Below are 26,656 nucleotides of genomic sequence, written 5' to 3'. Positions count from 1 at the left end.
GCCTCACTCGCCCTCGGAGCGGGAGCCGCCCTCGTCGTCGTCCCCGGCGCCGTCGACGTCGGCGTCCCGGGCGCCGTCGGCGTAGCCCAGGGTGCCGTCCAGCAGAGAGGCCAGGTCGGCGTCCATCTCCGCATCCATGTCCTGCGCGGCCCGCCGCATGGTCAGGAAGTCGTCGGGATTGGCCAGCTCCGCCGCAGTGGGCACGACGTCGGGGTGGCGCCAGAAGGCGTCGCGCTCGGCGTCCCCGAGCTCCGCGCCTAACCGCTCCCACAACCGCGCCGCCTCACGTACGCGGCGGGGCCGGAACTCCAGTCCGATCAGGCGGGCGAAGACCTGCTCCGCCGGCCCGCCCTGGACGCGACGACGCCGCACCATCTCCCGCAGCGCCACGGCCAGCGGCAGGTGCGGGGCGAGTGCGCGCGCAGCCACAACCTCGACCCACCCCTCGACCAGTGCCAGCAGCGTCTCAAGGTGCTCCAGGGCCTCCTTCTGGGTGCGCGTCTCCTGTGGCGCGAACATGCCCGACTCCAGCGCCCGGCGGATCGCCTCAGGATCGTTGGGGTCCACCTGGGCGACCGCCTGCTCGACGGCGTCGACATCGATGACGATGCCGCGCGCATAGGACTCGACCGCGGCGAGCAACTGGCTGCGCAGCCAGGGCACGTGTGCGTAAAGCCGGGCGGCCGCGGCCTCACGGACCGCCAGGAACAGCCTGACCTGCTCCGCATCCGCCTCCAGGTCGGTGGCGAAGGCCGTGACATTGGTGGGCACGAGGGCGGTTCCGGGCTCCCGAGTCAGCGGCAGGCCGACATCGGTTGCGGCCACCGCCTGCCTGCCCAGCTCGCCGATGGCCTGCCCGAGCTGCAGTCCGAAGGCAGTGCCCGCCATGGAGCGCATCACCTTGCCCAGCGCCCCCATCTGGGCCGCTGCGCCATCAGACTCCGGCAACCTGCTGATCTGATGCTCCAATGCGTCGGCGAGCGCGGAGGTAGCCGCCTGTGCCACGGGAGCGCACACGTCCTTCCAGACCGGCATGGTGCGCTCAACCCACTGCGAGCGCGACCAGGCCTCCCGCGGCCCCGGTGCGGGCATGAAGTCAGTGGCGGCATCGAGCCAGAGGTCCGCCACCGCCAGGGCATTTCGGGTCTGCTCGGCGTCCGCCGCGGTGATCACCGGATCGCCGTCGCCGCGCGCCGTGCGCAAGGCCAGGTCCTGTCCCATCGTCCAGTTGACCTCGCCGCCGCCCGCGCCGGCGAACAGCTGCTGCATCTGTGCCTGCAGCCCGCCCAGCTGCGCAGGGGTCAGGCGGGACAGGTCACCCATGCCGGTCATTTGCGTGAGCTGCGCCGGATCGATGCCGGAGGCCCGCAGCGCGCTCACCGCGTCCGCCGCCACCTGGGGGCCGAACATGGCCGCGAGCATCTGCTCGATCTCGTCGAAGGGGTCCTCGCTCATGGGTTTCCTCTCGGTGGGGTCGGCTGTTTGCGGCACCGGGGGCCGTCGGGGCGGCCGCGCGGTGAAAACACCTAGATCATGTCATCCATTCCTGAGCGCAGGCCATGCGCGGCGACCACCGCAGGGGACTTCTCCCCAGCCAGGACCGGGCAGGCAGCCGTGCCGCTCCCAGGAAGGCGCGCCATGATGACCCCGTGACGCTACGCCCTTCCAACGCCCCCGGTGCAGACTCTCACGTCGCCACGCCCCGGGGAACAGACCCGGCCGATACAAGCACCAGCCCTAATGCGGACGCGCCGGCACCCGCCGCGCAAACTGCGGGCGACCTCGCCCCCGGCCCCCGCCGACGCCTGTTCCGCGGTCGGCGCCGCGCCGGGCTCATGATCGGCCTGGCGCTGGTGGTGGCGCTGGTGATTGCGGGCGCGACCGTGCCGATTAACAAAGTGATCCAGGCGCCTGGCCCCACCTGGAACGTGCTCGCCGACGCCTCCGACGGCGCGGATGAGGACCTGCTGACCGTCACCGGCACCGAGACCTTCGAGACGAGCGGTGCCCTGCGCATGACCACCGTGTCCGTCTCGGGCTGCCCGGGCTACCCGGTCACCTTCTTCATGCTGGTGGACGCCTGGCTCAGCAGTGACAAGACCATCCTGGAGCGGGACCAGGTGTGCCCGGAGTCGCTGACGGCCGAGCAGGTCGAGGAGGTCAACCAGGCGCAGATGACCAGCTCGCAGGACGCCGCCGTCGTCGCCGCTCTCATGGAGACGGGGGCCGCCACCCGAATGACCCTCACCGTTGAGGGGACCGTGGATGAACAGGCGGGAAGCGGCCTGGAGGTCGGCGACGTGCTGGAGTCGATCACCACAGCCGACGGCGCCACGACCACCATCACCTCCTATCCCCAGCTGCGCGAGCTCATGACCACAATCGCGCCGGCCACCCCCCTGACGCTGCGGGTCAACCGGGACGGCGCCGCCGTCGACGTGGAGCTGACGACCATTGCCCCGCAGGACGCCGACGGGGACGGCGAGCCGGACTCGGAGGGCTCACTTTTGGGGCTGAGCCTGTCCGCCCGTGCGGACTCCGACGTCGATGCCACCTTCAGCCTGTCGGACGTCGGCGGTCCGAGCGCGGGCACCATCTTCGCCCTGGGGATCATCGACGAGATCACTCCCGGGGACCTGACCGGCGGCAAGGACATCGCGGGCACCGGCACCATCTCCATTGACGGCACCGTCGGCGCTATCGGCGGAATCAAGCAGAAGATGGCGGGTGCGCATAAGGATGGCTCGGACTACTTCCTCGCCCCGGCGGCCAACTGCAATGAAGTGGTGGGCAGTGTCCCGGACGGCCTGGAGGTGTACGCGGTGGAGACACTGCACGAGGCGGTCGAGGCGGTCGAGGCCATCGCCGCGGAGGACACCAGTGAACTGATGACCTGCGAGGCGGTGCTCGGCGCCGGCTGATTCGGGCGTCCGGGCTGCGGCCGCGCGCTGGCTGCTCCCCCACCGCGAGCCAGGGTTTTCCACAGGGCGGAGACTGACTCTGGCGGCCCGTGTGGCACGGTGCCATGCTGACTGCGGCGCCCCCGTCCGCGGCGCCAGCGGCGACAGAACAGGAGCAGTCATGCGCATCCGCGGCCAGTCCCCCGTCCTATGGCGCGCGCCCGGGGAGAGCCAGATCGGGGCCGAGCAGGGGCAGGCGATCGTCGTGTCGGGACTGACCAGCGGTGAGCAGCAGCTGCTCGACCGGCTACCGGAGGAGATCCTGCCCGGAACGCTCTACCGCGCCGCCCGCTGGAGCCGGGTGCCGTTGGAAAGGGCGCACGAGATCCTCCACAACCTGCACGAGGCCGACATCATCGACTCCTCCGCCGAGCCACCAGACAATGCCGACTCGGTCTACTGGAGCCGACTGGCCAAGGATCCGGCTGCGCGCACCGCACAGCTGCGGGCCAGTAGCGTCGCCATCCGGGGAGGCGGCGAGCTGGCACGCGACGTCATCTGCCTGCTGGCGGAGGCCGGCGTGGCCACCATCCTGCCCGACGACGATGCCCTGGCCGAGTGGGCACAGGCGCTCTCCCCCCAGGTGCGCGCGCGGGCGCCGCTGGGTCAGCGCCCGGACGTGCTCGTCACCCTCGACGGGCATGTCATCGACCCGGTGAGCTCACGCGCGCTGGCCCGTGAAGGCATCACCCACCTGCCGGTGGTAGTGCGGGAGGTGAGCATTCGGGTGGGACCGCTCATTACGGAGCACTCCGCGATGTGCACCACCTGCCTGGACCTGTGGGAGCGCGACGCGGACCCCTGCTGGCCGGCACTGGCGACGCAGCTGCGGCTACTGCCCGCGCCGGTGGTGGAGCGGCTGCTGGTGCACCAGGCGGCGGCGCTGGCGGCCAGGGCGATCCTCGACGTCGTCACCGGCCGCTCCAAGCTGTGGGAGGGCCGCAGCGTGGAGATCTCCGCCGCCGACCCCGTGGGTGTGGAACGCCGCTGGCGTCCGCACCCCGAGTGCCTGTGCCAGCAAGTCACCGCGGCGGAGGGCCCCGCGGAACGGCCGGAGCCCGCACGCACCGGCCCAGCCGCCGCCATCACCCTCCATTACTGCTGATCCGCCTGCGTGAACTCACGCACGATCTGCAACACCTCGGGCCCGTACTCCCTGAGCTTGACGGCACCCACCCCGCGGATCAGGGACAGCTGCGGCAGAACAGCAGGCTTGACCACCGCGATCGACCGCAGAGTCGTATCGGCGAACACGGTGTACGCGGGCTTTGACCCCTCCTTGGCGACCTGAGCCCGCCAGGCGCGCAGCTGCTCGAACAGGGCCACCGTCGCCGGGTCATTCTCGGCCTCGAAGTCGGCTGCGGCCTGCTTGGCGCGGGCACGCGGTCCGCCGCCGACGCCGGGGCGCCGCCGGGCGGGCCCATCGCCGTCGGTGGGCCAGATGCCGTCCAGGAAGCGGGAGGGCTTGCGGGAGGCACGTCCGCCGGGGTTGCGCGCACGCGCATAGGAGATCACCAGGTGCTCGCGGGCGCGAGTGACCCCCACGTACAGCAGGCGCCGCTCCTCCTCGATCGCGGCGGGGCCCTCTGCCAGCGAGATCGGCAGCAGCCCCTCGCACGCGCCGATCAGCAGCACCGCATCCCACTCCAGCCCCTTGGCGGCGTGCAGGGAGGACAGGGTGACACCGTCGACGGTGGGGGCGTTCTGGGCGTCCGCGCGGGCGGCCAGCTCCGCCACCAGACCATCCAGGTCGGTGCCGCGCCGCTCACCGAGCTGGTCGGCCAGCTCCACGATCGCGTTCAGGGAGTCCCAGCGCTCGCGCATGGCGCCACGGGCGGCGGGCGGCTGCTCGCTCCATCCCTCCCGGGCCAGCACCATGCGCGCGTCCGCCCCGGGGTCCCCGGTCAGCTCGGCCCGCTCGGTGCGGGCGGCGGCCCGCAGCAGCACCATGGCGCGCTTGACCTCCTCGCGTTCAAAGAAGCGCTCCCCGCCGCGCACCAGGTAGCCGATGCCGGCGTCGGCCAGTGCCTGCTCAACCACCTCGGACTGAGAGTTGGTGCGGTACAGGACGGCGATCTGCGACAGCGGCACGCCGGCGGACTGGAGCCGACGCACCTGGGCGACCACCCCGGCGGCCTCGGCGACGTCGTCGTCATAATCCTCGAAACGCACCGCGGGACCGGAGGGACGCTGCGCCTGGAGCTGGACGGCACCAGCCGGCAGAGTCAACGCCCCGGTGCCGCGCCGCGAGCGCGAAAGCACCCGGTTGGCCAGGGACACCACCTGCGGGGTGGAGCGGTAGTCGCGGCTCAGCCGCACGGTGCGGGCGCCTTCATAGCGGGAGGCGAAACCGGTCAGGAACTCGGGGGTGGCGCCGGTGAAGGAGTAGATGGTCTGGGAGACGTCACCCACCACGCACAGCTGGCGGCGACGCCCCAGCCACAGGTCCAGCAGGCGCTGCTGGAGCGGAGAGACGTCCTGGTACTCGTCGACCACGAAGTGCTTGTACTGCCCGCGGATCTGGGCGGCGATGTCCTCGCGGTCCTTGAGGATGCCGACCATGAGCAGCAGCACGTCCTCGAAGTCGATCACGCCCCGCTCGGACTTGACCTCCTCGTAGACGGCCAACAGTTGGGCGACGGTGGCGGTATCGAGGTCCCCCACCCCAACGCGTCCCTGGGTGGCGGCCGCCTGGGCGTAGTCCTCCGGGAGGGTCATGGTGACCTTCGCCCATTCGACCTCAGCCGCAAGGTCCCGAATCAGGGCACGGTCTGTGCTCAGTCCCAGGCGGTGGGCGGCAGTACCGACCAGGCGGGCCTTGTAGCGCTCAATCTCGTGGCGGCGCCCGCCGATCGCGCTCGGCCAGAAGTAGGTCAGTTGCCGCAGGGCGGCGGCGTGGAAGGTGCGGGCCTGTGCGCCGTGCACGCCCAGGTCGGTCAGGCGCGAGCGCATCTCCCCGGCGGCGCGGGCGGTGAAGGTGACGGCCAGCACCTGGGTGGGCTGGTAGGCGCCCACCGCCACCCCGTGGGCGATGCGGTAGGTGATCGCCCGAGTCTTGCCGGTGCCGGCGCCGGCCAGCACGCACAGGGCCCCCTCCAGGTGCTCGGCCACCTGCCGCTGGTCGGGGTCGAGGGCGTCGAGCAGCTGGGCGGGGCTGGGCAGAATGCCGGAGGCGCCCGCGGGGCGCGGGGCGTCGGCTGCCGGGGCGTGGTCGTTCATCGCGGCCCAGCCTGCCATGCCCCGCCGACACTTGACCTACGGCGTCCAGGCAGGCCCCGGGGGCGCGGCGTTGGGCCTATCCACATGTGCGCGCCCGGCCGGTCACTCGATGGGGCCGCCGTACCAGTCCTCGATCAGCATCCTGGCGATGGAGGTGGCTCCCGGCAGGACGACGCTCCCGGCGGCAACGGCGTCGGCGAGCTCGGCACGGCTGAGGACCACCGCGTCGGTGACTTCGGCGCCGTCGGGGCGGGCCAGGTGCTCCCCGGGCGCCAGGCGGGCCCGGTAGCCGAGCATGAGCGAGCGGGGGAAGGGCCAGGGTTGGCTGGCGACGAACTCCACGCTGGCCACCCTCAGCCCGGTCTCCTCGGCGACCTCGCGGACCACGGCGGCCTCCGCGGGCTCCCCCGCCTCCACGAAGCCGGCGACGGTGGAGTAGCGGTGGCGGTCCCAGGTGGCGCCGTGGACCAGGAGGATGCGGTCGGCGTCGTCGGTGACGACCATGATCACGGCCGGGTCGGTGCGGGGGAAGCTGAGGGCGTCGCAGCTGGTGCAGCGGCGGGCCCAGCCGGCCTGGACGATCTGGGTGCGGCCGCCGCACAGCGGGCAGAAGCCGGAGCGCGCGTGCCAGGCGGCCAGGGCGCTGGCTGGGGTGGCCAGGCCGGCGTCATGGGCGTCCAAGTCGGCGCCGACGGCCCGCAGCGCTGACAGCGGGTAGCGCTCCAGGACGGTGCTGAGGGCCGGGTGGGGATCTCCGGCGCCCTCGGCGTCGGTTGGGGAGGCGACGTCGTCGCTGGGAACGACGGCGGCGAGCCAGGAGGCCCCGGCGGCGTCGCCGGTGCCGGTGCCCTGCTCGCGCCCCAGGTAGAAGCAGGTCAGGCCCCTGGCATCCAGGTCGGCGGCCGTGAGCGGAGCCAGCCGCGGCCGGGCGGTGTCGGGGGCACCGGCATTGCGGCCGGGCCGCCAGACGGCCGCGTCCCGGTCCTGGGGGGCGGCGGGGGCGAGGCCGTCGTCGGGCAGGTCAGCGGCGGTGGCCGGGGCGTCCAGGGCGACGCGCCCGCGGGCGTCGACCAGCAGCAGGCGGGTGGCGGGGTCGGAGACGAGCCTGGCGATCAGGTTCGGGTCGCCGCGGCGGGAGGCGTCGCGATCGGTGGTTGCCCGGGACAGGGAGCGGGCCGCGGTTCCGAGCTGTCCGGACTCGGGGACCGCCTCGGCGGGGTCGGGCTGCGGCGTGGAGGTCATGGGGGCAGCCTAAGCACGGGTGCGGTGAGCGGGGCGCGGGTGCGGTGCGCATGTTCCCGGACGCGTAGACAGCCCCCACGGGCGCGGATGGACCGCTTGCGCGCGGATGGACCGCTTGCGCGCGGATGGACCGCCGTAACCACTGGCTACGGCGGTCCAAGTGGGCGCAAGCGGTCCAAGTGGGATTCGGGGGTCCAACTGGGGCGGATACGCTGCCCGCATGAGCTCCGGAACCACCACCGCACGCGTCTACCTCGACCATGCCGCCACCACGCCCGTGCGGGCGGAGGTGGCCGAGCAGGTGGCCCGCGACCTGGCCGACGGCCTGGGCGGGTGGGCGAATCCGTCGGCGCAGCACGCCTCGGGACGGCGGGCCGGGGCGCTTTTGGCGCAGGCGCGGTCCCGACTGGCGGCGGCGCTGGGCGTGGACCCGCACGAGGTGATCCTCACCGGCGGTGGCACGGAGGCCGACGCGCTGGCGGTCGCCGGACGAGTGCTGGCAGCCCGGGCCGCCGGAGTGGAGCGTCCGCACGTGGTCACCTCCCCGATCGAGCATCCGGCGGTCCTGGACAGTGCGCGCACCGCGGCCACGCAGCTGGGGGCCGAGCACGTGCCGCTGCCGGTCGACGGCGCCGGGCGGGTGGAGGCCGGTGAGCTCCGCGCGGCGCTGGCGGGCGGCGCCTGCCTGGTGAGCGTGATGGCGGCGAACAACGAGACCGGGGTGGTGCAGGACCTGGCCGGGATCGTGGCGGCGGTGCGCGCGGCGACCGGGGCCAATCGCCCGGGCGCGCCGGGTTATGTGCCTGTGCACACCGACGCGGTGGCGGCGGCGGGCCGGGTGCCGCTGGACTTTCACGGCTGGGGGCTGGATGCGCTGTCGCTGAGCGGGCACAAGCTCGGCGCGCCGGTCGGCGTCGGCGCCCTGATTGCGCGGCGCGACTTCACGCTGGTGGCGCCGATGGGGGCGGGCGGCAGGAGCGCGGGCTGCGCTCGGGCACGCAGGACGTGGTCGGGGCGCGGGCGCTGGCGCTGGCCGTGGAGCTGGCGGTGGCCGAGCGGGCAGCGGAGGCGGTGCGGCTGGAGGGACTGCGCGAGCGCCTGCTGGCGGGGGCGAGCGCGGTCGAGGGCGTGCATGCGACGCTGCCCGACGGCGTGGCGCACCTGCCGGGGACGGCGCACCTGTGGGTGGAGGACGCCGACGCCGAGGCGCTGCTCATGGCACTGGACATGGCCGGATTCGATGTGTCGGCCGGGTCGGCCTGCCATGCGGGGGTCTCCCGGCCGAGCCACGTGCTGCTGGCGATGGGCTACGGGGAGGAGGCGGCGCGGGCGACGCTGCGCTGCTCCATGGGCCGGGAGACAGGCACCCAGGATGTGGAGCGCCTGCTGGCGGCTCTGCCTGACGCCGTGCGCACCGCCCGCCGCGCCCACCAGCGCCGAGGTCGGTAGATCTTACGTGCCGAGGTCGGTAGATATTACGTGCCGAGGTCGGTAGTTGTTACGTGCCGAGGTCGGTAGTTGTGGCGGGCCATGGCTCGCAGGAGAACATCCAGCGGCCTACGACACCGGGGGCACGTTCCACCACCACAACCAGGTTTTCCACAGGCGCTGACTCCGGGGTGGCGCCACCGCGCTGGTCTCGGTACGGTTGCGGGCGTCGGTGACAAGCCGGCATCCCAGCTAGTCCCATCCGGGTCCTCGACGAGGAGGCCGCCCTCTCATGTCCACTACTCCCGCAACCCGCTCGGTATCCCGCCGGCGCCGCAGACCACTGTCCACTATTTCCCTGGCCCGGCTCGCCGCCGCGCTCGGCCTGGTTCTCCTCGGGGCCGGCTGCTCGCACGACAGCGGGGCGAGCGGCCTGCCCACCCCTGCCTGGACCCCCTCGCCCACCGCCGCCGCCACGCCCACGCTCCCGCCCGAGCAGGCCGAGGCCAGGGCCACCGCCCTGGCCATGGAGCCCCCGGACCCCTACACCCCGGAGTTCACCCCCACCGGCGCAGCCGACGCAGCCACATACTTCCTTGAGCTGTTCCCGTACGTATTCGCGACAGGCGACCTGGACGCCTGGAAGAACATGAGCGACGACGACTGCGAATTCTGCAACAGCGTGGCAGATGACGTATACGAGCGCCATGAAGCCGGCGGGTGGGTTGACCCCTGGGGTCAGGAGATCACGCCGCTGGAGTGGTGGACCGACCAGGAGGACCCCAACCGCTACGTCGTACGCAGCCAAATAGTGTCTGAAGCCCACACGGCACATTCAGGGGACGGCACGCAATCAACTGTGGAGACAGCCGACGACATCCTGTTGATCCAGCTCTACTGGACTACTAGCGACTGGCACATCGAAGCCGTTGAGGCAACCCAAGATAACGGAGGCGATTCACAATGAGCTTTCAAAGAAGCTCGATCAGACTTACAGCAGCTTACGTTCTCGCATTGTCCGCAGTATGGGTTGCGCCATGTGCGGCAGCTGCCACTCAAAACGATCCGAGCATCAGATCATACGCGTCCGGTAATTCTGTGACTGTTTCTGGTGGGCGGTCGCAAGAGGTGGTGGAGTCGGTTCCGGGCGCGCCGGTCCCCGGGGGCGGCTACCCCGGAGGCGCGCAGCAGCCAAGCACCGACGGCGTGCGCTACAAGTACGGGCCACCCACCCACCAGTGCCCCTACGGCACCATCTCCTCCCCCAGCGGCGTACGCCCCATCTGGCTAAAGTGCCTGGACGCCCCCGACGCCACCGCCGGAGGCACAGTAGTAGTCACCGTCACCGCCACCGACGCCGCCACCCTCCTGGCCCAGGGCTCGGGCATCACCCGCCAGCCCCCGGGCGACCAGGTCCTGATCAGCAAGGACTTCATCGTCTACACCAGCCCCGACACCCAGGTACTGACCACCACCGTCGCCGGCACCCCGGTAACCATCCACGCCACCCCCACCAGCTACACCTGGGACTGGGGCGACGGCACCACCACCACAACCACCACCCCCGGAGCCCCGTGGCCCAACCAGACCGTCACCCACCGCTACACCCACACCGCCCAAGACGTAACCACCACCCTGACCACCACCTGGAAAGCCACCTACACCCCCGCCGGAGGCACCACCACCCCCATCACCGGAACCATCACCACCACCAACACCACCACCCCCTACGACCTCGTACGCACCCTCACCTACCTCACCGACCAAGCCGAAACCCAACAAGGACACTGACACCACCACCCACGTCTTGAACCGCGCCTCGCAGCCAGTAACGCTCTTCGACGGGGACCCGCCCAAGCGGGTGTCCAGCCCAACAGCCCGCCCGTCCTCCCCCAGCGGTAGGCTGCACCCGCCCAACCGGGGCGCCAAAGGCGCCCGAGCGACACAGCCAGCGGCAGAAGGAGCACACGTGCGCGTACTGGCAGCCATGTCCGGCGGAGTCGACTCCGCCGTCGCCGCCGCGCGCGCCGTCGAGGCCGGTCACGAGGTGGTCGGCGTCCACATGGCACTGACCCGCAACCGGGCAGCCACGCGCTCCGGCGCCCGCGGCTGCTGCTCCATCGAGGACGCCGGCGACGCCCGCTGGGCTGCCGAGGTCCTGGGCATCCCCTTCTATGTGTGGGACCTGTCGGAGGAGTTCGAGGAGCGAGTGGTCGCTGACTTCCTGTCCGAGTACCGCGCCGGCCGCACCCCCAACCCTTGCGTGCGCTGCAATGAGCGGGTCAAGTTCGACGTGCTGCTGGAGCGCGGCCTGGCCTTGGGCTTCGACGCCGTCGTCACCGGGCACTACGCCCGCCTGCGCGGCGGCGCCGCAGACGGCCGCCCAGGTGAGGCGAACACCCTGGAACTGCGCCGCGCCGCCGATGCGGCCAAGGATCAGTCCTACGTGCTGGCCGTCTCCGGGCGCGAGGGACTTTCGCGCGCCCTGTTCCCCCTCGGGGATGCCCCCTCCAAGGCGACGGTGCGGGCCGAGGCCGAGCGCCGCGGCCTGCCCGTGGCGGATAAGCCGGACTCCTACGACATCTGCTTCGTCGCCGACGGCGACACTCGCGGCTTCCTGCAGCGCAGCCTCGGCGTCCAGGAGGGCAGCATCGTCTCCCCCGACGGCGAGGTGCTCGGCACCCACGAAGGCTACTTCGGCTTCACCGTCGGTCAGCGCAAGGGCCTGGGACTGACCCGTCCCGCCGCCGACGGCCGCCCCCGGTACGTAATTGAGACGCGCCCGAGCACCAACGAGGTCGTCGTCGGCCCCGCCGAGCTGCTGCAGCGCACCGTCGTTGACGGCAGGGACCTGGTGCTGCTGGGCTCCCCCGATTCACTCGCCGACGGCGTCGGCTGGCAGGACGTGACCGTGCAGGTGCGGGCGCACGGCCGCCCGGTGCCCGCGGACGTGACCGTGGACGCCGCCGACAGCACACTGCACGCCGTCCTGCGCCAGCCCCTACGTGGCCTGGCCGCTGGACAGAGCGTCGTCGTCTATGGCGGGGACGACGGCGGCCGGGTGCTGGCCCAGGCGACAGTCGCCTGAACCGCGCACCCGGCCAAGCAGCTGCCGTTCAACGCAGGGAGGTGTGGTGCTCGATGGAGCGCACTCCCCACACCCCCAGCACCACCGCCAGCACCGGCCACACGGCGATGAACCCCAGCCCCAGCAGGTTCGGGTCGCCGCCCGTGCGCACCGCCTCAATGAAGTCCGGCAGCATCCATGTATTCACGATGTCCCCGGATGGAATCCCAATGCTCACCGGCACAGTCAGCAGCAGCGCCAGCGAAAGCGCCTGCGCCACCACATACAGGCCCACGAAGCCGACCAGCGGCGCGCCGAATCCTAAACGGTTCCAGCGTCCTTGCGCCCCGATGCTCATAATCGCGGACACGCACACGATCACGCAGGCAAGCTCCACGATCATGTACACAATGAATCCGATCACCCAGCCGGTGCTGACGAGGTCCAGCATTTCACGAATGGGTTGGAGCAACTCTCCGAGGCCAATTCCCTGGGCCCGCGCCATCACCCAGGCTGTCGTCAACAGGCCCACCGCGGTGAAGCACATCATCACCAGGCCGGCCGCGAAGGCGTAGAGCACCTTGGCGGCGTAGAGCGTGCGGCCGCGCGCCGGGATGCTCATGGTCAGGTAGCCGCGTGAGCCGTACATGGATTGCCAGTACTCGGAGGCGGTGTGGATGAGCACCCCCGGTATGGACAGGCCGAAGGAGATTACCGCACCAAGCGCCCCGATTGCATTCAGCACCGGCAGGTTCAGAAACGCGATTCCGAGAAAGACCAGCCCGAATACCGTCCAGATGCCGAGCATCTTCAGGTGTATGGGAGCCAGGAAGCGGATCTCCTCGGTGAACAGTGTGCGCAGCATCAGCGGTACTCCTTCCTAAACAGGGCGTCCAGGCTCATGCCGTGAGCCTCACGCAGGTCATCGGCGTCGCCGGCCAGCAGCAGGCGTCCGTCCTTGAGGAAGACGACGGAGTCGACGATCGGCTCCACGTCGGCGATCAGATGGGTGGAGATCACCATCAGTGCCTCGGGGTCGAAGTTGTGCAGGACGCCTCTGAGGATGACGTCCCGCGCGGCGGGGTCAACCCCGGAGATGGGTTCGTCCAGCAGGTAGACACGGGCGCGGCGCGCCATGATCAGGCTGACGCGCAGCTTCTCCCCCATGCCCTTGCTCATCTCCTTCAGGCTCCGGTCCTTGGGCAGGCCGAAGAACTCCACCAACTCGTGGGCGCGGTCGGCGTCGAAGTCGGGGAAGAGCCGGGAGAACATGCCGATTGCCTGCTCGGCCTTGAGCCCCGAGGCCAGGAAGTCGGCGTCGGGCAGGAAGGCGACCAGCGCCTTGGACTGCGGCCCGGGAGCGTGGCCGCCTACCTGCACTCGGCCGTCGTAGTCCGACAACAGGCCGGCCAGGATCTTCAGCAGGGTGGTCTTACCCGAGCCGTTGGAGCCCATGAGGCCGATGATCCGGCCGGCCGGTAGGTCCAGGGTCAGGTCCGCCAGCGCGGGGCGGCCGCGGTAGGCCTTGGTCAGGTGCGCCACCCGGATCAGTGGCGTGGCGCCGTCGGGTACGGGGATGGCGGTGAAGCGCGCCGCGGGCGACGGCGGAGCCGATGAGTGCCGGTTCATGAGTTTTCTCCTTGGTCTGCCTGGGGCATGTCCGGACGGTCGCTCCAGCGCTCCTGCAGGAGCGCAGACGCCTGCGCCAAGTCCATGCCGACGGCGGTGAGGGCAGTGATGAAGGCGTCCGCGGCACCGGTGGCGAGCTCTCGGCGCACGGCGTCGACGACGGCGGTATCCGTGGTGACGAAGCGGCCTGCGGTCCGTTCGGTGCCGGTCAGGCCGGTGCGATCGAGTTCGGCGAGGGCGCGTTGGACGGTGTTGGGGTTGACGCCGGATTGCGCGGCAAGTTCGCGCACGCTGGGTATCCGGGTGCCGGTTGGCCAGGCGCCGGTGACGATCCGCAGGCGGAAGTCATCGACTAGTTGCAGCCAGATCGGCCGGGAGCCGTCAAGATCCACGAGGCCTCCTCTCTGGTGGGTGGACGAATCAGCTCATGAGCGCAGGCGGCAGGCGACCGGAGGTCAACTGTATTGCTGCCCTAGTACAATGACACATGTGGCGTGCGTAAGTCAACAGGCTTCGGCCCGGCGCGCCGACCAGCCCCACCACACCGCGGTTGTGCACAGTGCGCTGCTGCGCCATATCTGGCGCTTGGTGTTTGTGGGTGTGGGTGGAGCCTGGAGTCGGCTTGCCCGCGTGCTTTGCGCTGACGTCGTCTGCTACGCCGGTTCGGGGTTTACTACGCCAGTTAGGTGTCTGCTGAACGGTTCTGGACCCTTCAGCAGAGGTCAAACCGGCGTAGCAGAGGCCGAAGGGTCGCACCCAACGATCTACCCCCGGCCCTGACCCCACTCCCTGTACGTCCAAGACGCCGCCCCGCGACGGGTGCTCGCGCCGCCAGCCTCCATGCCCCACGAAGAAGCGGTTCGTCATCGGGCCTACAGGCTCCTCGCACTCGGGAGCGTGGCTGTCACTCGCCAAATCGGTCTCAAAATCCCTAGGAACAGGCTCCTTGCACTCGGGGGCGGGGCGAGCCAGGGGGCTGCGGCTGGCCGGGGGTCATGGGCGCACGCCCCGGCGGCGCGCTACACGGCGCGACGGACGGGAGCCGGGCCAGAGCATGCGCGCCAGGTCCTGTTGTGTGAGCGCTCGGGTGGCGCTGCGCGTTCGGGTGTCTGTGTGCGCGGCCGTTGAGCCTGCCAGTTGGACCCCTGTGCCCCCGTTGGACCCCTGCGCCCCCGTTGGACCGCCCTAGCCACCGGTTACAGCGGTCCAACCGCGCGTGAGCGGTCCAACCGCGCGTGAGCGGTCCAACCAGGGCAGCACAAGACCCCGCCCGCCCCCTCGACTGCCGACAACCAGGCCCCCAACACCGCGGAAACCGCCCTGGACGCTCGACTGCGCACAACAATCCTCACCGAGCACACAGACCCGCCCGCCCGGAGGCACCCACACCGCCAGCACCGCCCCACCAGCACAAACGACTCACACAACACGACCCAGCCACGACGCGCCAGACACCACGGCCCGCGCGTTCAGGTCAACGTCCACGTATCCAGCCCGACATCGGCCCAAGGAACTCCCCGCCAGCCCGGCGACAGCCCTCTGACCGGCCAAAACTTCCTCAACAGCCCGAACACGAACCTGCACAGGCGAACACGACCTCCTCGCCCCGAACACAACCACCTAGCCGGACCGGTGCGCCCCGAACACAACCACCCACGGCACCCAACCACCACACCCACAAACACGAAGAGCGCCATATCTACCGACCTCAGCACGTAACAACTACCGATCTCGGCACGTAAGAAGTACCGATCTCGGCGTGTGAGGCCGCCCCGCCCCGGCACGAACCGGGACGGGGCGGAATGTCGGAGGTCCAGCGGGTGGCGCTCAGCCGCGCAGGCGCGCCAGCTCCTCCACCAGCTGGGGCACGACCTCGGCGACGTCGCCGACCACGCCGTAGTCGGCCATCTCGAAGATCGGCGCCTCCGAGTCGTCGCAGACCGCAACAATCGTGCCGGCGCCCTGGATGCCGCTGGTGTGGTGGACTGCGCCGGACACGCCCAGCCCGATATACAGACTGGGGGCTATGGAGACACCGGTCTGCCCGACCTGTGCGGAACGCTCGATCCAGCCCTCGTCGCAGGCCACGCGGGTCGCGCCGATGGCGGCGTCGAGCGGGTCGGCGAGCGAATGCACCAGGCCGAGGTCGCCGTCTGTGCCGCGCCCCATGACCACGACGCGCTGCGCCTCGGCCAGGTCGGGGCCCGCGGCGGCGTCGGAGACCTCGCGGGAGACGACCTTGACGGCTGCGGCCTCCGCAGACAACGGCACGTCCAGGGGCTCGACGGGGATCTCCGCCTCGCCCGCGGCGGGGGACGCCGGCTCTACGGCACTGGGGTGCACCGAGATGACCGGGGTGTGGTCGGACTGCGCGGACACGGTCATGGTGGTGGACCAGGTGCCCGACAGGACCAGCTTGGAGGCCCGCAGCTCACTGCCGACCACTTCCAGGTCACCCACATCGGAGGCGCAGGCCGAGCCCAGCAGGACCGCGGCCCGGCCGGCAATCTCCTTGCCGCGGTAGTCGCTACCCACCAGCGCGACGGCGGGGCGCACGGACCGGACAGCCGCAACGACGGCGTCGGCCGCGACCGCCGCCACCGCCTCCCGGCCGTCAAGGTCCGCCACAAGCACACGAGCGGCTCCGGCCGCGGCAAGCACGGCGGAGGCGGATGGCTCCAGGCCCCCGGGAGCCAGCGCCACGACCTCGGCGGAGGTGAGTGCGCGCGCCACGGAGACGAGTGCGAGGGCGCCCGCGGTGGGGATGCCCTCGGGCGTACGGTCGACCAGCACGACAATGGGCGCGTTCAGCATGTTTTCAGGCATGGTTGATTCGTTGCTCCTTCCCTGACGCTACCGCTCAAACAAGGTTGTTCTCGACGAGCCAGGCGGCGAGCTCACGGCCGGCCTCGCCGGCGTCGGTGCGGATGACGCCGGCCTCACGGGCGGGCCGCTCGGTGAAGTCGACGACGGCGATCCCCGCCTCGGCGACGGCGTCGAGCCCCAGGTCACCCAGGTCCCAGACATCCACCGGCTTCTTGCGGGCGGCGCGCATGGCGGCGAAATTGGGGTAGCGGGGCTCATTGGCCTGGTCCGTGACCGACACGAGTGCGGGCAGCGGGGCGGAGAGCACCTCCCGCACGGTGCCGGTCGAACGGGTGATGGTCGCCTCATCGGCACTCACCTCCAGCGAGCCCGCCAGGGTGAGCGCCGGCACGTGCAGGGCGGCGGCGAGCGCGCCCGGAAGCATGGAGGTCATGGCATCCAGTGAGGCCATGCCGGTGATGACCAGATCCACGTCGCCCGGCCCGGAGTCAGCACCGCCGATCTTCGATACGGCGGCGGCGAGAGTGCGGGCAGTGGTAGGCACGTCGGCACCCACCAGCGCGTCATCGCTGACGACGACGCCGGAGTCGGCCCCCATCTGCAGGGCACGGCGCACACCGTCCTCGGCGTCCTCGGGACCCATACACAGGGCGATCACCTCGCCGCCCAGTTCCTCGACCAGGGCCACTGCGGCCTCGACGGCGTTCTCGTCCAGCTCGTTGAGGACGTCATCCTCACCGCGGACCAGGCGCCCCTCCTCCAGACGACGCTCAGACTGCACATCCGGGACGTGCTTGATGCAGACGACTATTTTCATGCGTACAAGATTGCCATATCGCGGTGCACAGGCAGGTGAGCACTCGGTCACCCCGCGGGCGCTACCACGCCCCGCCCACATCCTGCTGGACGGCGATGCCCGCCCGTCCCGCCCCGGCCGGCGGCCACTGACAGCCCACGTAGCCCGCCCAAACGCCGGATCGCCTATTCTCCGCCACGTCGGCACACGCCGGACAGGCCAAACACCGTCACGATCCGCAGCCACGAAGTAGCATCACGACACCCCTTGCTCGACAATAGGATTCATGCCGATGTCCTCCACGCCAGAGCTGCAACCCGCCGCACGTGCCGACTCCGAGGCGTCGGACCGCACTCGCCTGGGCGCCACGCTCATCGAGGACGGCGCCGACTTCGTGGTCGTAGCACCGCGCGCCGATGCGGTTGACCTGTGCCTCCTGGAGGTCGACTCCACCGGGAGGATCAGCTCCGAACGACGCATCGGTATGCACGGCCCGGTCCACGGCGCCTGGAGCGCCCATGTGCCCGGGGTGCGTGCGGGCCAGCGCTACGGCTACCGCGCGCACGGCCAGTGGAATCCCGCGGAGGGCCTGCTGTTCAACCCGCGCAAGCTCCTGCTCGACCCCTACGCCCGTGCCATCGACGGCGCCCCGCGCCTCGGCCCGGAGCTTTACGCCCACGCCGTCGACGCCGAGCTGTCCCCGACCTACGTGCCCTTGCTACCCTCCGAGCTGGACTCCGCCGGGCACACTGCCCTCGGCGTGGTCACCGGCGAGCAGTTCCCGGTGGTGCCGGGACCGAAGGTGCCCCGCGAGCGCACCGTCATCTACGAGACGCACGTCAAGGGGTTCACCCACTCCATGCCCGGGGTGCCCCCGGAGCTGCGCGGCACCTACGCCGGCCTGGCGCATCCGGCCGCCGTCTCCCACCTGCGCTCGCTCGGCATCACGACGATTGAGCTGCTCCCCGTTCACGCCGCCTTCTCGGAGGCCTTCCTCCTTCAGCGCGAGCGGAAGAACTACTGGGGCTACTCCACCTTGTCCTACTTCGCCCCCGAGCCGTCTTATGCGACTCGCGCCGCCCGCGAGGCCGGCCCACAGGCCGTCCTGGACGAGTTCCGCGGCATGGTGTCGTTGCTGCACGAGGCCGGCCTCGAGGTGATCATGGACGTCGTCTACAACCACACCTGCGAGTCGGGCATGGACGGGCCCGCGCTGTCACTGCGGGGACTGGACAACCTCGAGTACTACCTGCACGCGCCGCACCGTCCCGCGCAGTACGTGGACGTGACGGGAACTGGCAACACGGTGGACTTCCGCTCCACGCGGGCGGTGCAGCTCGTACTGGACTCGCTGCGCTACTGGGCCGGTGACGTCGGCGTCGACGGGTTCCGCTTCGACCTGGCGGTCACCCTGGGCCGCGACGCGTCCGAGTTCCAGTCCCGCCACCCGCTGCTCATCGGGATGGCCACCGATCCGGTGCTGCAGCACGCCAAGCTGATCGCAGAGCCCTGGGACATCGGTCCGGGAGGGTGGCGCACCGGCGAGTTCCCCGCGCCCTTCCACGACTGGAACGACCGCTACCGGGGCACCGTGCGCTCCTTCTGGCTGCACGACGCGTCGGAGATGTCCAAGGGGCGCCCGGGCAACGACCTGCGCGACCTGGCCACGCGCCTGAGCGGCAGCGCGGACATGTTCGGCTACGGGGAGTATCCGGGCGGACGCGGACCGCTGGCGTCGATCAACTTCGTTACCGCCCACGACGGCTTCACGCTGCGTGACCTGGTCTGCTACGACTACAAGCACAACCTGGCCAACGGCGAGGACAACCGCGACGGCACCGACGACAACCGCTCCTGGAACCACGGCTTCGAAGGCCCTCTGCCGGAGGGTATGGGTGGGGGTCCTATCGAGATCCTCCGGCGTCGTTCGTCTCGGAACGTGCTGGGCACGCTGCTGGTCTCCGCGGGCACGCCCATGCTGCTGGGCGGGGATGAGATGGGGCGCACCCAGGACGGCAACAACAACTCCTACTGCCAGGACTCGGAGATCTCCTGGTACGACTGGAACCTGACCACCTGGCAGCGCGACCTCATCGCCACGACCCGTTTCCTGATCAATCTGCGCGACGAGCACCCGGTGCTGCGCCCGGTCAGCTTCGCCAGCGGCTCCACGCAGAACTGCGACGCCCTTCCCGACCTGTCCTGGTTCCGCGCCAACGCAGACCCGATGGACGTGGCCGCCTGGCACGACCCGTGGACCCGAGTGGTGCAGATGCTGCGCTCGGGCACTGCCATGGGCGACGACGATCTGCTCCTGGTCATCAACGGGTCCTTGAGCCAGGCCGATGTCACTCTTCCCGAGGGGCACGGCACCGACTGGCACCTGATGTGGGACTCCACTTGGGCCGTGCCGCGGCCGCACACCTCCGCCTTCGCCCTCGCCCACCGGGTGAGCCGGGGGCCGGCGGCCCGCGCCCGTGCGCTCAATCCCACCCGTGCGCGGACCTCCCGGTCCGGGGCCACCGATTGCCGCCAGGACCGTCCCGGGGACACCACCACGCTGGACGCGCTGTCGCTGCGCATCTACCTGTCCGGCGAACAGCTGGTCGGCCTGCCCGATGAGTCTGCGGGGGCCGCCGCCTGAGACCGGCAGTGGTGCTTGCGCGTGGCTGCCGGCGCCGGCAGCGCGCCCGCATGGCTCCGGGGCGGCCGTTCCTGGGACTCACGCTCATCCGTCGGCGCCCCTCCGGCGGGAGGGCGCGTGAGCGGAGGGCTGTGAACACGATTCCGGCCTACCGGCGGGCGCCCCTTAGGATGACCGCCATGACGCAGCATGACGCGACCGCAGGCTCCCCCTCCCCCAGCAGCAATGCCGCCGACGGCGCAGACGCGGGCGAGGCGCTGTCCCGGTCCACCGACGCCGCCTCCCTGGCCCGCTCCCTGGAGCGCAGCGCCGAGATCGAGGCCGACCTGGACGTCAACCCCGGCCGCTACCGGATGCTGACGGGCGTACGCCCGACCGGCAATATGCACCTGGGCCACTACTTCGGCACCATGCACTCCTGGCAGCCGATCCAGGATCGGGGCGTGGACACCTGGATCCTCGTGGCCGACTACCAGGTGATCACCGACCGCGACGGCGTCGGCCCGATCCGCGAGCGCGTGCTGTCGCTGGTGGCGGACACGCTCGCGGTCGGCGTCGACCCGCAGCGCTCGACGATCTTCACCCACTCCGCAGTGCCGGCGGCCAATCAGCTGATGCTGCCGTTCCTGTCCCTGGTCACCGAGTCCGAGCTGCATCGCAACCCGACGGTCAAGGCCGAGCTGGAGGCCACCGACGGCCGCGCCATGACCGGTCTGATGCTGACCTACCCGGTGCACCAGGCCGCCGACATCCTGTTCTGCCAGGCGAACCTCGTCCCGGTGGGCAAGGACCAGCTGCCGCATCTGGAGCAGGCCAGGATGATCGCCCAGCGCTTCGACAAGCGCTACGGCCGCGCAGTCAAGGCACACCCGGTGTTCCGCCGTCCCGAGGCGCTGCTGTCCCAGGCACCGCTGCTGCTGGGCCTGGACGGGGAGAAGATGAGCAAGTCCCGCCACAACACCATTGAGCTGCGCATGAGCGCGGACGAGACTGCCAAGCTGCTCAGGAAGGCCAAGACCGACTCCGACCGGAACATCACCTACGATCCGCAGGGACGTCCGGAGGTGGCCAACCTGCTCACCCTCGCCTCCCTGTGCGGGGCCGGGGACCCGCGGTCACTGGCCGATCAGATCGGCGACGGCGGCGCCGGCGCCCTCAAGCGGATCACCACCGAGGCGGTCAACGAGTTCTTCGCCCCCATCCGCGCCCGCCGCGCCGAGCTGTCCGCCAACGAGGACTACCTGCTGCAGGTCCTGGCCGAAGGCAACGCCAAGGCGAACGAGGTCGCCGAGCAGACCCTCGACGCGGTGCGCACCGCCATGCACATGAACTACTAGGACGTCGGGGCGGCTACACGCACGCGCGCGGGCAGGTAGGCTTGCGCTGTGACCCCTAACACGACGCCGCACACGGCGAAGACGAAGTCCACCCGCCACGTTGCTCCCGCCGCTCCGGCGCAGCCCGAACACAGTAGGGTTCCGCGGCCCGCGCCCTACTCCCCGGTAGGTCGTATCCCGGTGACGGAGGTGTTCCCCGTCGTGGAGGACGGGCGCTGGCCCTCCAAAGCCGTCCCGAATGAGGTCTTCCCCATTCGCGCCACGGTGTTCCGGGAGGGGCACGACCGCTTCGGCGCCACCGCCGTCCTGGTGCGTCCTGATGGGAGCGATGGTCCCAGCGCCCGCATGTACGAGGTGGGCATCGGCCTGGACCGCTACGAGGCCCGTCTGGCCGCTGACGCCCCGGGCGACTGGGGCATCCGTGTGGACGGCTGGTCCGACCCCTACGGCACTTGGGCGCATGACGCCGGGGTGAAGGTGCCTGCCGGCGTCGACGTCGAGCTCATGCTGGAGGAGGGCGCGCGCGTGCTTGAGCGCGCCGCCGCCGTCAAGGGCCGGGAGCAGGCCGACGCCGAGGCCCTGCTGGGCGCCGCCGCAGCGCTGCGCGATCAGTCCGCCTCTCCCAGCGACCGCCTGGCCGCCGGCCTGTCCGGAGAGGTGACCTCCGCACTGGACCGGCTCCCGCTGCGCGACCACGTCTCCCCGTCGGCCACATACCCACTGCAGGTGGACCGCACCCGCGCCCTGGCCGGCTCCTGGTATGAGATCTTCCCCCGCTCCCTGGGGGCGCACCGCGACGAGCAGGGCGTCTGGCACACCGGCACGCTGCAGACGGCGACCCACCGCCTGGACCGGATCGCCGCCATGGGCTTCGACGTCCTCTACCTGACCCCGATCTCCCCCATCGGCACCACCAACCGCAAGGGCCGCAACAACACGCTCAACGCCCTGCCCGAGGACCCGGGCTCCCCCTACGGCATCGGCTCGCCCGACGGCGGCCACGACGTCATCCACCCCGACCTGGGCACCTTCGAGGACTTCGACGCCCTGGTGGCGCGCGCCCACGAGCTCGGCATGGAGGTGGCCCTGGACCTGGCCCTGCAGTGCTCGCCCGACCACCCCTGGGTTACCGAGCACCCGGAGTGGTTCACCGTCCTGGCCGACGGCTCCATCGCCTACGCCGAGAACCCGCCCAAGAAGTACCAGGACATCTACCCCCTGAACTTCGACAACGACCCCGAGGGCATCTATCAGGCGATCCTGGAGGTCGTGCGCACCTGGATCAGTCACGGGGTGACGATCTTCCGGGTCGACAACCCCCACACCAAGCCCCTGCCCTTCTGGCAGAGGCTCATCCGCCAGGTGCGTGAGGACAACCCCGAGGTTCTGTTCCTGGCGGAGGCCTTCACCAGGCCGGCGATGATGCGCACCCTGGCGAAGATCGGCTTCCACCAGTCGTACACCTACTTCGCCTGGCGCAACACCAAGCAGGAGCTGACTGAGTACCTCGTGGAGCTGTCCCAGGAGACCGCGCACATCATGCGTCCCACCTTCTGGCCGACCACGCACGACATCCTCACGCCCTTCATGACCAACGGGAAGGTCCCCGCCTTCAAGCTGCGGGCCGTGCTCGCCGCCACCATGTCACCGACCTGGGGCATCTACTCCGGTTACGAGCTGGCGGAGTCGGTCCCGCGCCCCGGGTACGAGGAGCAGATCGACAATGAGAAGTACGAGTACAAGCAGCGCGACTTCGGCGCCGCCCGCGTCAACGGTATCGAGGATCTGCTCACCCGGCTGAACGCCGCCCGCAACGCGCACCCGGCGCTGCGGCAGCTGCGTGATGTCTGGTTCCACGCCACCAGCGACGACAACCTGATCGCCTACTCCAAGCGGGTGGACGCCGCGCACTCCCCCACCGGGAAGGACGACGTGGTGCTGACGGTGGTCAACCTTGATCCCTACGGCGCCCACGAGGGCGAGATCTACCTCAACCTGGAGCAGCTGGGGCTGCCCGGCTGGGTGGACGGCTCCCGGCCGGTGCTGCGGGTCAAGGACGAGCTGACCGGGGACACCTATGACTGGTCGGGGCAGAACTACGTGCGCCTGGATCCCTTCTCCGGCCGCGTCGCGCATGTCTTCTCCGTCGAGCCCCTGTGACGGACGGCTGCCGGTTCGCGGCTCGATGACATTCGAAGGAGCCCCGTGACCATTCCCGGTGTTCCCGCCCTTCCCGCCCAGTCACGCCCGGGCCTGCGCCCGGATCCGGACTGGTTCCGCACCGCGGTGTTCTATGAGGCGCTGCTGCGCTCCTTCGCGGACTCCGACGGCGATGGCGTCGGCGACTTCCGCGGCCTGGCCTCCAGGCTGGACTATCTGGCCTGGCTCGGCGTGGATGCCATCTGGATCCCGCCCTTCTACCCATCGCCCATGCGCGACGGCGGCTACGACATCGCCGACTACACCGGCGTTGATCCGCGCTACGGGTCCATGGACGACTTCCGCGCCCTGGTGGAGGCCGCGCATGAGCGGGGTATCCGCATCGTCATCGACATGGTGCTCAACCACACCTCCGATGCTCATCCCTGGTTCCAGGCCTCCCGCCGCGATCCGGACGGCCCCTACGGCGACTTCTACGTATGGGCCGACGACGACGCCGGCTACGCCGACGCCCGCATCATCTTCGTGGACACCGAGCGCTCCAACTGGAGCTACGACGAGGTGCGCGGCCAGTACTACTGGCACCGCTTCTTCTCCCACCAGCCGGACCTGAACTACGACAACCCGGCGGTCGTGGACGCGGTACACGAGGTGGTGCGGTTCTGGGCGCGCACCGGGGTGGACGGCTTCCGCCTGGACGCGATCCCCTACCTGGTGGAGCGCGAGGGCACCGACTGTGAGAATCTTCCGGGCACGCACCGGCTGGTCGCCGGCCTGCGGGAGATGCTCGACCGGGAGTTCCCCGGCACCATCACCATCGCGGAGGCGAATCAGCCTCCGCGGGAGGTAGTCGCCTACTTCGGCAGCACGGACGCGCCCGAGTGCACCATGTGCTTCCACTTCCCGGTGATGCCACGCATCTTCTCCGCGCTGCGCGAGGGCACGGCCACGCCGATCCGCGACGTGCTCCGCGCGACCCCGCCGATTCCGGCGCAGGGGCAGTGGGGCACATTCCTGCGCAATCACGACGAGCTGACGCTGGAGATGGTCACCGACGCCGAACGGGAGCGCCTGTACCACTGGTATGCGCCGCACCAGCGCATGCGCGCGAATGTGGGGATCCGCCGTCGCCTGGCGCCGCTGCTGGGAGACTCCCGCGCCGAGCTGGAGCTGGCCCACGCGCTGCTGCTGTCCCTGCCCGGCTCCCCCTGCCTGTACTACGGCGACGAGATCGGCATGGGTGAGAACATCTGGCTGCCCGACCGTGACGCCGTGCGTACTCCCATGCAGTGGGATCACTCGGCGAATATGGGTTTCTCCGCCTGCGCGGACCCGACCGCGCTCACCCTGCCCCTGATCGACGTCGACGACTACGCCGACCGCTGCGTGGCTGATGCGCTGGCGGACCCGAGCTCGCTACTGCACTGCCTGCGCCATATGCTGCGGGTGCGCCGTCGGCACCCGGTGCTGGGGCGTGGGGAGTTTCAGCTGTGCCGGGCGTCCGCTGCCGCCGTGCTGGCGCATACCCGCACCTGGGCTCCCGCGACCGCTCAGGGCGAGCGGGCGCACGGCGAGGTGCTGCTGTGCCTGGCGAATCTGTCCGACAGCCAGTGCGAGACGAGCGTGGAGGTGCCCGGGCTCGCCGGGCGGGCCACCCGCACCGTGCTGGCCGGCGCGGTCACCGCCCCGGCCCCCGCCGTCGACGCCCACGGCAGGCTGACAGCCGTGCTGCCGCCTCGCGGCTACTGGTGGCTGGAAGTCATTCCGAATCGTGAGGAGGCCCGATGAGCAACTCGATCACCGCAACGCCGTCCTGGCCCGACGACTCCGCCCTGCTGGCGGCGCTCGCGGACTGGATGGGGCAGCGCCGCTGGTACCCCTTGAAGGGAGGCGCCTCCCCCGGGCCGTCGCGTCTGGCCGGGCGCTGGGAGCTGGCCGACGGCGTGCGCGACCTGCTGGTTGCGGTTCCCCGGCGTGAGGGGGACGAGGTACTCATCCACGTGCCCCTGGTGCTTGAGCCCGCTGACGCACTTGCCCAGTTCACGGTCGCCGACGAGGCCGAGGGCAACGAGGGCTTCGTGATGCCCGGTCCCGACGGCCGGCCGGTGGCGCTGGTGGACGGTGCGCACCATCCGCGCTTCTGGCGTGCCTGGGCCGGCTCCGCGCTGGAGGCCGGCACCGTGCTCACAGACACCGGGGCGCGCGCCATCGCCCAGCGCGCCAACCGTCTGCGCGTGACCACCGGCGAGCAGTCGAACACCTCCGTAATCATGCCCGCACCCGTGGACGCGCCCGCCGCCGCAGCTGCGGACGCGACCACCGGAGACCTGATCGTCAAGCTGTTCCGCGTGCTCGCCCCGGGACGCAACCCCGACGTGGAGGTTTCCGTGGCGCTGGCCCGGGACGGCTGGGACCGGGTACGCACACCGGTCGCCTGGACCACACTGACCTGGACCGAGCCGGGGACCGGCACCGAGCGGACGGCTGATGCGGCCGTGGCCTGCACCTTCATCCCCCGTGCCGACGACGGCTTCGAGCTGTTCTGCGCGCTCGCCGCCGACGACGATGCCGACGGGCCGCAGCGGACGCGGGCCACCGCGCTGGCCCGGGACCTGGGCACCACCACGGCGCAGATGCACGCTCACCTGGCTGCGGCTCTGGGCGCCGACGCACCGCCCGCCCCCGGGGAACTGGCGCAGGAGCTGCGCGAGCGGGCCGACTGGGCCATGGCGGAGGTGCCCCTCCTGGAGGCGCGGCTGCCGGGCCTGCGCGACCGCGTGGAGGCGGTGCTCACCGACCTGTCCCGCCTGGATCGGCTGGACCTCGCCACTCGTGTCCACGGCGACTACCACTTGGGCCAGGTGCTGCACGCCGTCGAGGAGGACCGCTGGTACGTGCTCGACTTCGAGGGCGAGCCGCTGCGGCCGCTGGCCGACCGCCGCCGACCGGACCAGCCCCTGCGAGACGTCGCGGGCATGCTGCGTTCCTTCGACTACGCCGCCGAGGTCGGCCACGCGGCCAATCCCGATTGGCTGCCGGCCGTGCGCGACGCCTTCCTGGCCGGCTACTGGGCAACCGCACCCGCGTCGCCGTCGGCCTCGGGGCCGCGGCCGGAGCCGCGGGACAGTACGCTCCTGGGTGCGCTTGAGCTCGACAAGGCCCTGTACGAGGCGGTCTACGAGGCCCGTAACCGTCCCGACTGGATCTCGATCCCACTGCACGGCATCGAGGTGATTCTGACCATTTGACACGCACTTGTCCGCCGCGCCCGGTAACGGTCGCGTAAGACACATCATCCACACCGGGTTGCACCGGTATAAAGTCCCCCCTCAGCCGGTCACCGCATGG

At 70.8% G+C, this 26,656-nt stretch carries 18 protein-coding genes and 1 pseudogene; 11 read left to right on the top strand and 8 right to left on the bottom strand.

Going from position 1 to position 26,656, the window contains the following annotated elements; all coding sequences use genetic code 11:
- Window positions 1-3: 3 nt before the first annotated feature.
- The gene (locus tag E4J16_RS05170) at window positions 4-1,455 is read right to left on the bottom strand and encodes a zinc-dependent metalloprotease (protein ID WP_136313440.1); all 1,452 of its coding nucleotides are present in this window, start codon (window positions 1,453-1,455) and stop codon (window positions 4-6) included.
- A gap of 194 nt (window positions 1,456-1,649) precedes the next feature.
- Here E4J16_RS05170 and E4J16_RS05165 point away from each other — a divergent pair, with 194 nt between their 5' ends.
- Together E4J16_RS05165 and E4J16_RS05160 are read left to right on the top strand one after the other, a co-directional pair.
- Entirely contained in the window at window positions 1,650-2,921 is a 1,272-nt protein-coding gene (locus E4J16_RS05165; RefSeq protein ID WP_240038282.1) for a YlbL family protein, read from the top strand.
- A gap of 160 nt (window positions 2,922-3,081) precedes the next feature.
- Complete coding sequence (locus tag E4J16_RS05160; RefSeq protein WP_204519950.1) at window positions 3,082-4,065, top strand: thiamine biosynthesis protein ThiF; 984 nt, start codon at window positions 3,082-3,084, stop codon at window positions 4,063-4,065.
- On the opposite strand, the gene E4J16_RS05155 is transcribed toward E4J16_RS05160, so the two are convergent.
- Together E4J16_RS05155 and nudC are read right to left on the bottom strand one after the other, a co-directional pair.
- Window positions 4,056-6,179: an ATP-dependent helicase gene (locus E4J16_RS05155; RefSeq protein ID WP_136313438.1), complete on the bottom strand. Its 2,124-nt coding sequence runs from the start codon at window positions 6,177-6,179 to the stop codon at window positions 4,056-4,058. The two genes, E4J16_RS05160 and E4J16_RS05155, sit on opposite strands and share 10 nt — an antisense overlap.
- Window positions 6,180-6,281: 102 nt before the next feature.
- Entirely contained in the window at window positions 6,282-7,421 is a 1,140-nt protein-coding gene (nudC, locus tag E4J16_RS05150; protein ID WP_136313437.1) for an NAD(+) diphosphatase, read from the bottom strand.
- 220 nt (window positions 7,422-7,641) lie between these two features.
- On the opposite strand from nudC, the pseudogene E4J16_RS05145 reads away from it, so the two are divergent.
- From E4J16_RS05145 to mnmA, 4 genes and pseudogenes are all read left to right on the top strand, one after another.
- A pseudogene (locus tag E4J16_RS05145) lies at window positions 7,642-8,870 on the top strand (cysteine desulfurase family protein).
- A gap of 271 nt (window positions 8,871-9,141) precedes the next feature.
- Window positions 9,142-9,816, top strand: coding sequence for a DUF6318 family protein (locus E4J16_RS05140; RefSeq protein ID WP_136313436.1), 675 nt, complete (start codon window positions 9,142-9,144; stop codon window positions 9,814-9,816).
- Window positions 9,817-9,947: 131 nt separating this feature from the next.
- Complete coding sequence (locus E4J16_RS15095) at window positions 9,948-10,640, top strand: zinc transporter (RefSeq protein WP_168709465.1); 693 nt, start codon at window positions 9,948-9,950, stop codon at window positions 10,638-10,640.
- Window positions 10,641-10,818: 178 nt separating this feature from the next.
- Window positions 10,819-11,937 (top strand): tRNA 2-thiouridine(34) synthase MnmA, encoded by a 1,119-nt coding sequence (gene mnmA / locus E4J16_RS05130; protein ID WP_136313435.1) that lies wholly within the window; start codon window positions 10,819-10,821, stop codon window positions 11,935-11,937.
- A 28-nt stretch (window positions 11,938-11,965) separates the two neighbouring features.
- Here the strand turns inward: mnmA and E4J16_RS05125 are convergent, their stop codons facing one another.
- The 5 genes from E4J16_RS05125 to E4J16_RS05105 form a co-directional block, all read right to left on the bottom strand.
- A complete protein-coding gene (locus E4J16_RS05125; protein ID WP_136194572.1) occupies window positions 11,966-12,781 on the bottom strand; it encodes a hypothetical protein in 816 nt (271 codons plus the stop codon).
- Complete coding sequence (locus E4J16_RS05120) at window positions 12,781-13,545, bottom strand: ABC transporter ATP-binding protein (RefSeq protein WP_136194571.1); 765 nt, start codon at window positions 13,543-13,545, stop codon at window positions 12,781-12,783. Before E4J16_RS05120 ends, E4J16_RS05125 begins: the two co-directional genes overlap by 1 nt.
- Window positions 13,542-13,937 (bottom strand): GntR family transcriptional regulator, encoded by a 396-nt coding sequence (locus E4J16_RS05115; protein WP_136194570.1) that lies wholly within the window; start codon window positions 13,935-13,937, stop codon window positions 13,542-13,544. Before E4J16_RS05115 ends, E4J16_RS05120 begins: the two co-directional genes overlap by 4 nt.
- Before the next feature lie 1,435 nt (window positions 13,938-15,372).
- The gene (locus tag E4J16_RS05110; RefSeq protein WP_136313434.1) at window positions 15,373-16,371 is read right to left on the bottom strand and encodes an electron transfer flavoprotein subunit alpha/FixB family protein; all 999 of its coding nucleotides are present in this window, start codon (window positions 16,369-16,371) and stop codon (window positions 15,373-15,375) included.
- A 34-nt stretch (window positions 16,372-16,405) separates the two neighbouring features.
- A complete protein-coding gene (locus E4J16_RS05105) occupies window positions 16,406-17,188 on the bottom strand; it encodes an electron transfer flavoprotein subunit beta/FixA family protein (RefSeq protein WP_136192895.1) in 783 nt (260 codons plus the stop codon).
- A gap of 271 nt (window positions 17,189-17,459) precedes the next feature.
- Here E4J16_RS05105 and glgX point away from each other — a divergent pair, with 271 nt between their 5' ends.
- The 5 genes from glgX to E4J16_RS05080 all read left to right on the top strand — a co-directional run bounded on the left by glgX (window position 17,460) and on the right by E4J16_RS05080 (window position 26,556).
- Window positions 17,460-19,811 carry a glycogen debranching protein GlgX gene (glgX, locus tag E4J16_RS05100; RefSeq protein ID WP_136313433.1) on the top strand — a complete coding sequence of 784 codons (2,352 nt, stop codon included), beginning with the start codon at window positions 17,460-17,462 and terminating at the stop codon, window positions 19,809-19,811.
- Between the two features lie 179 nt (window positions 19,812-19,990).
- The gene (gene trpS / locus E4J16_RS05095; protein ID WP_136313432.1) at window positions 19,991-21,148 is read left to right on the top strand and encodes a tryptophan--tRNA ligase; all 1,158 of its coding nucleotides are present in this window, start codon (window positions 19,991-19,993) and stop codon (window positions 21,146-21,148) included.
- A gap of 48 nt (window positions 21,149-21,196) precedes the next feature.
- Complete coding sequence (locus E4J16_RS05090; RefSeq protein WP_136313431.1) at window positions 21,197-23,308, top strand: alpha-1,4-glucan--maltose-1-phosphate maltosyltransferase; 2,112 nt, start codon at window positions 21,197-21,199, stop codon at window positions 23,306-23,308.
- A gap of 45 nt (window positions 23,309-23,353) precedes the next feature.
- A complete protein-coding gene (gene treS / locus E4J16_RS05085) occupies window positions 23,354-25,096 on the top strand; it encodes a maltose alpha-D-glucosyltransferase (protein WP_420809326.1) in 1,743 nt (580 codons plus the stop codon).
- Complete coding sequence (locus E4J16_RS05080) at window positions 25,093-26,556, top strand: 1,4-alpha-glucan branching protein (protein ID WP_136313429.1); 1,464 nt, start codon at window positions 25,093-25,095, stop codon at window positions 26,554-26,556. The genes treS and E4J16_RS05080 overlap by 4 nt, the downstream gene beginning before the upstream one ends.
- Window positions 26,557-26,656: the final 100 nt, after the last annotated feature.

Origin of the sequence: Actinomyces procaprae (assembly GCF_004798665.1) — a bacterium.
In the GTDB taxonomy this organism is placed as follows: Bacteria; Actinomycetota; Actinomycetes; order Actinomycetales; family Actinomycetaceae; genus Actinomyces; species Actinomyces procaprae.
This window is presented reverse-complemented; position numbering and strand designations above follow the sequence as displayed.

Coding starts and splice junctions, on each gene's coding strand:
- E4J16_RS05120 (WP_136194571.1), bottom strand. CDS start 13,545: ATGAACCGGCACTCATCGGCTCCGCCGTCGCCCGCGGCGCGCTTCACC.
- E4J16_RS05170 (WP_136313440.1), bottom strand. CDS start 1,455: ATGAGCGAGGACCCCTTCGACGAGATCGAGCAGATGCTCGCGGCCATG.
- E4J16_RS05080 (WP_136313429.1), top strand. CDS start 25,093: ATGAGCAACTCGATCACCGCAACGCCGTCCTGGCCCGACGACTCCGCC.
- E4J16_RS05140 (WP_136313436.1), top strand. CDS start 9,142: ATGTCCACTACTCCCGCAACCCGCTCGGTATCCCGCCGGCGCCGCAGA.
- glgX (WP_136313433.1), top strand. CDS start 17,460: ATGTCCTCCACGCCAGAGCTGCAACCCGCCGCACGTGCCGACTCCGAG.
- nudC (WP_136313437.1), bottom strand. CDS start 7,421: ATGACCTCCACGCCGCAGCCCGACCCCGCCGAGGCGGTCCCCGAGTCC.
- E4J16_RS05155 (WP_136313438.1), bottom strand. CDS start 6,179: ATGAACGACCACGCCCCGGCAGCCGACGCCCCGCGCCCCGCGGGCGCC.
- E4J16_RS05125 (WP_136194572.1), bottom strand. CDS start 12,781: ATGCTGCGCACACTGTTCACCGAGGAGATCCGCTTCCTGGCTCCCATA.
- E4J16_RS05110 (WP_136313434.1), bottom strand. CDS start 16,371: ATGCCTGAAAACATGCTGAACGCGCCCATTGTCGTGCTGGTCGACCGT.
- E4J16_RS05160 (WP_204519950.1), top strand. CDS start 3,082: ATGCGCATCCGCGGCCAGTCCCCCGTCCTATGGCGCGCGCCCGGGGAG.
- E4J16_RS05105 (WP_136192895.1), bottom strand. CDS start 17,188: ATGAAAATAGTCGTCTGCATCAAGCACGTCCCGGATGTGCAGTCTGAG.
- trpS (WP_136313432.1), top strand. CDS start 19,991: ATGACGCAGCATGACGCGACCGCAGGCTCCCCCTCCCCCAGCAGCAAT.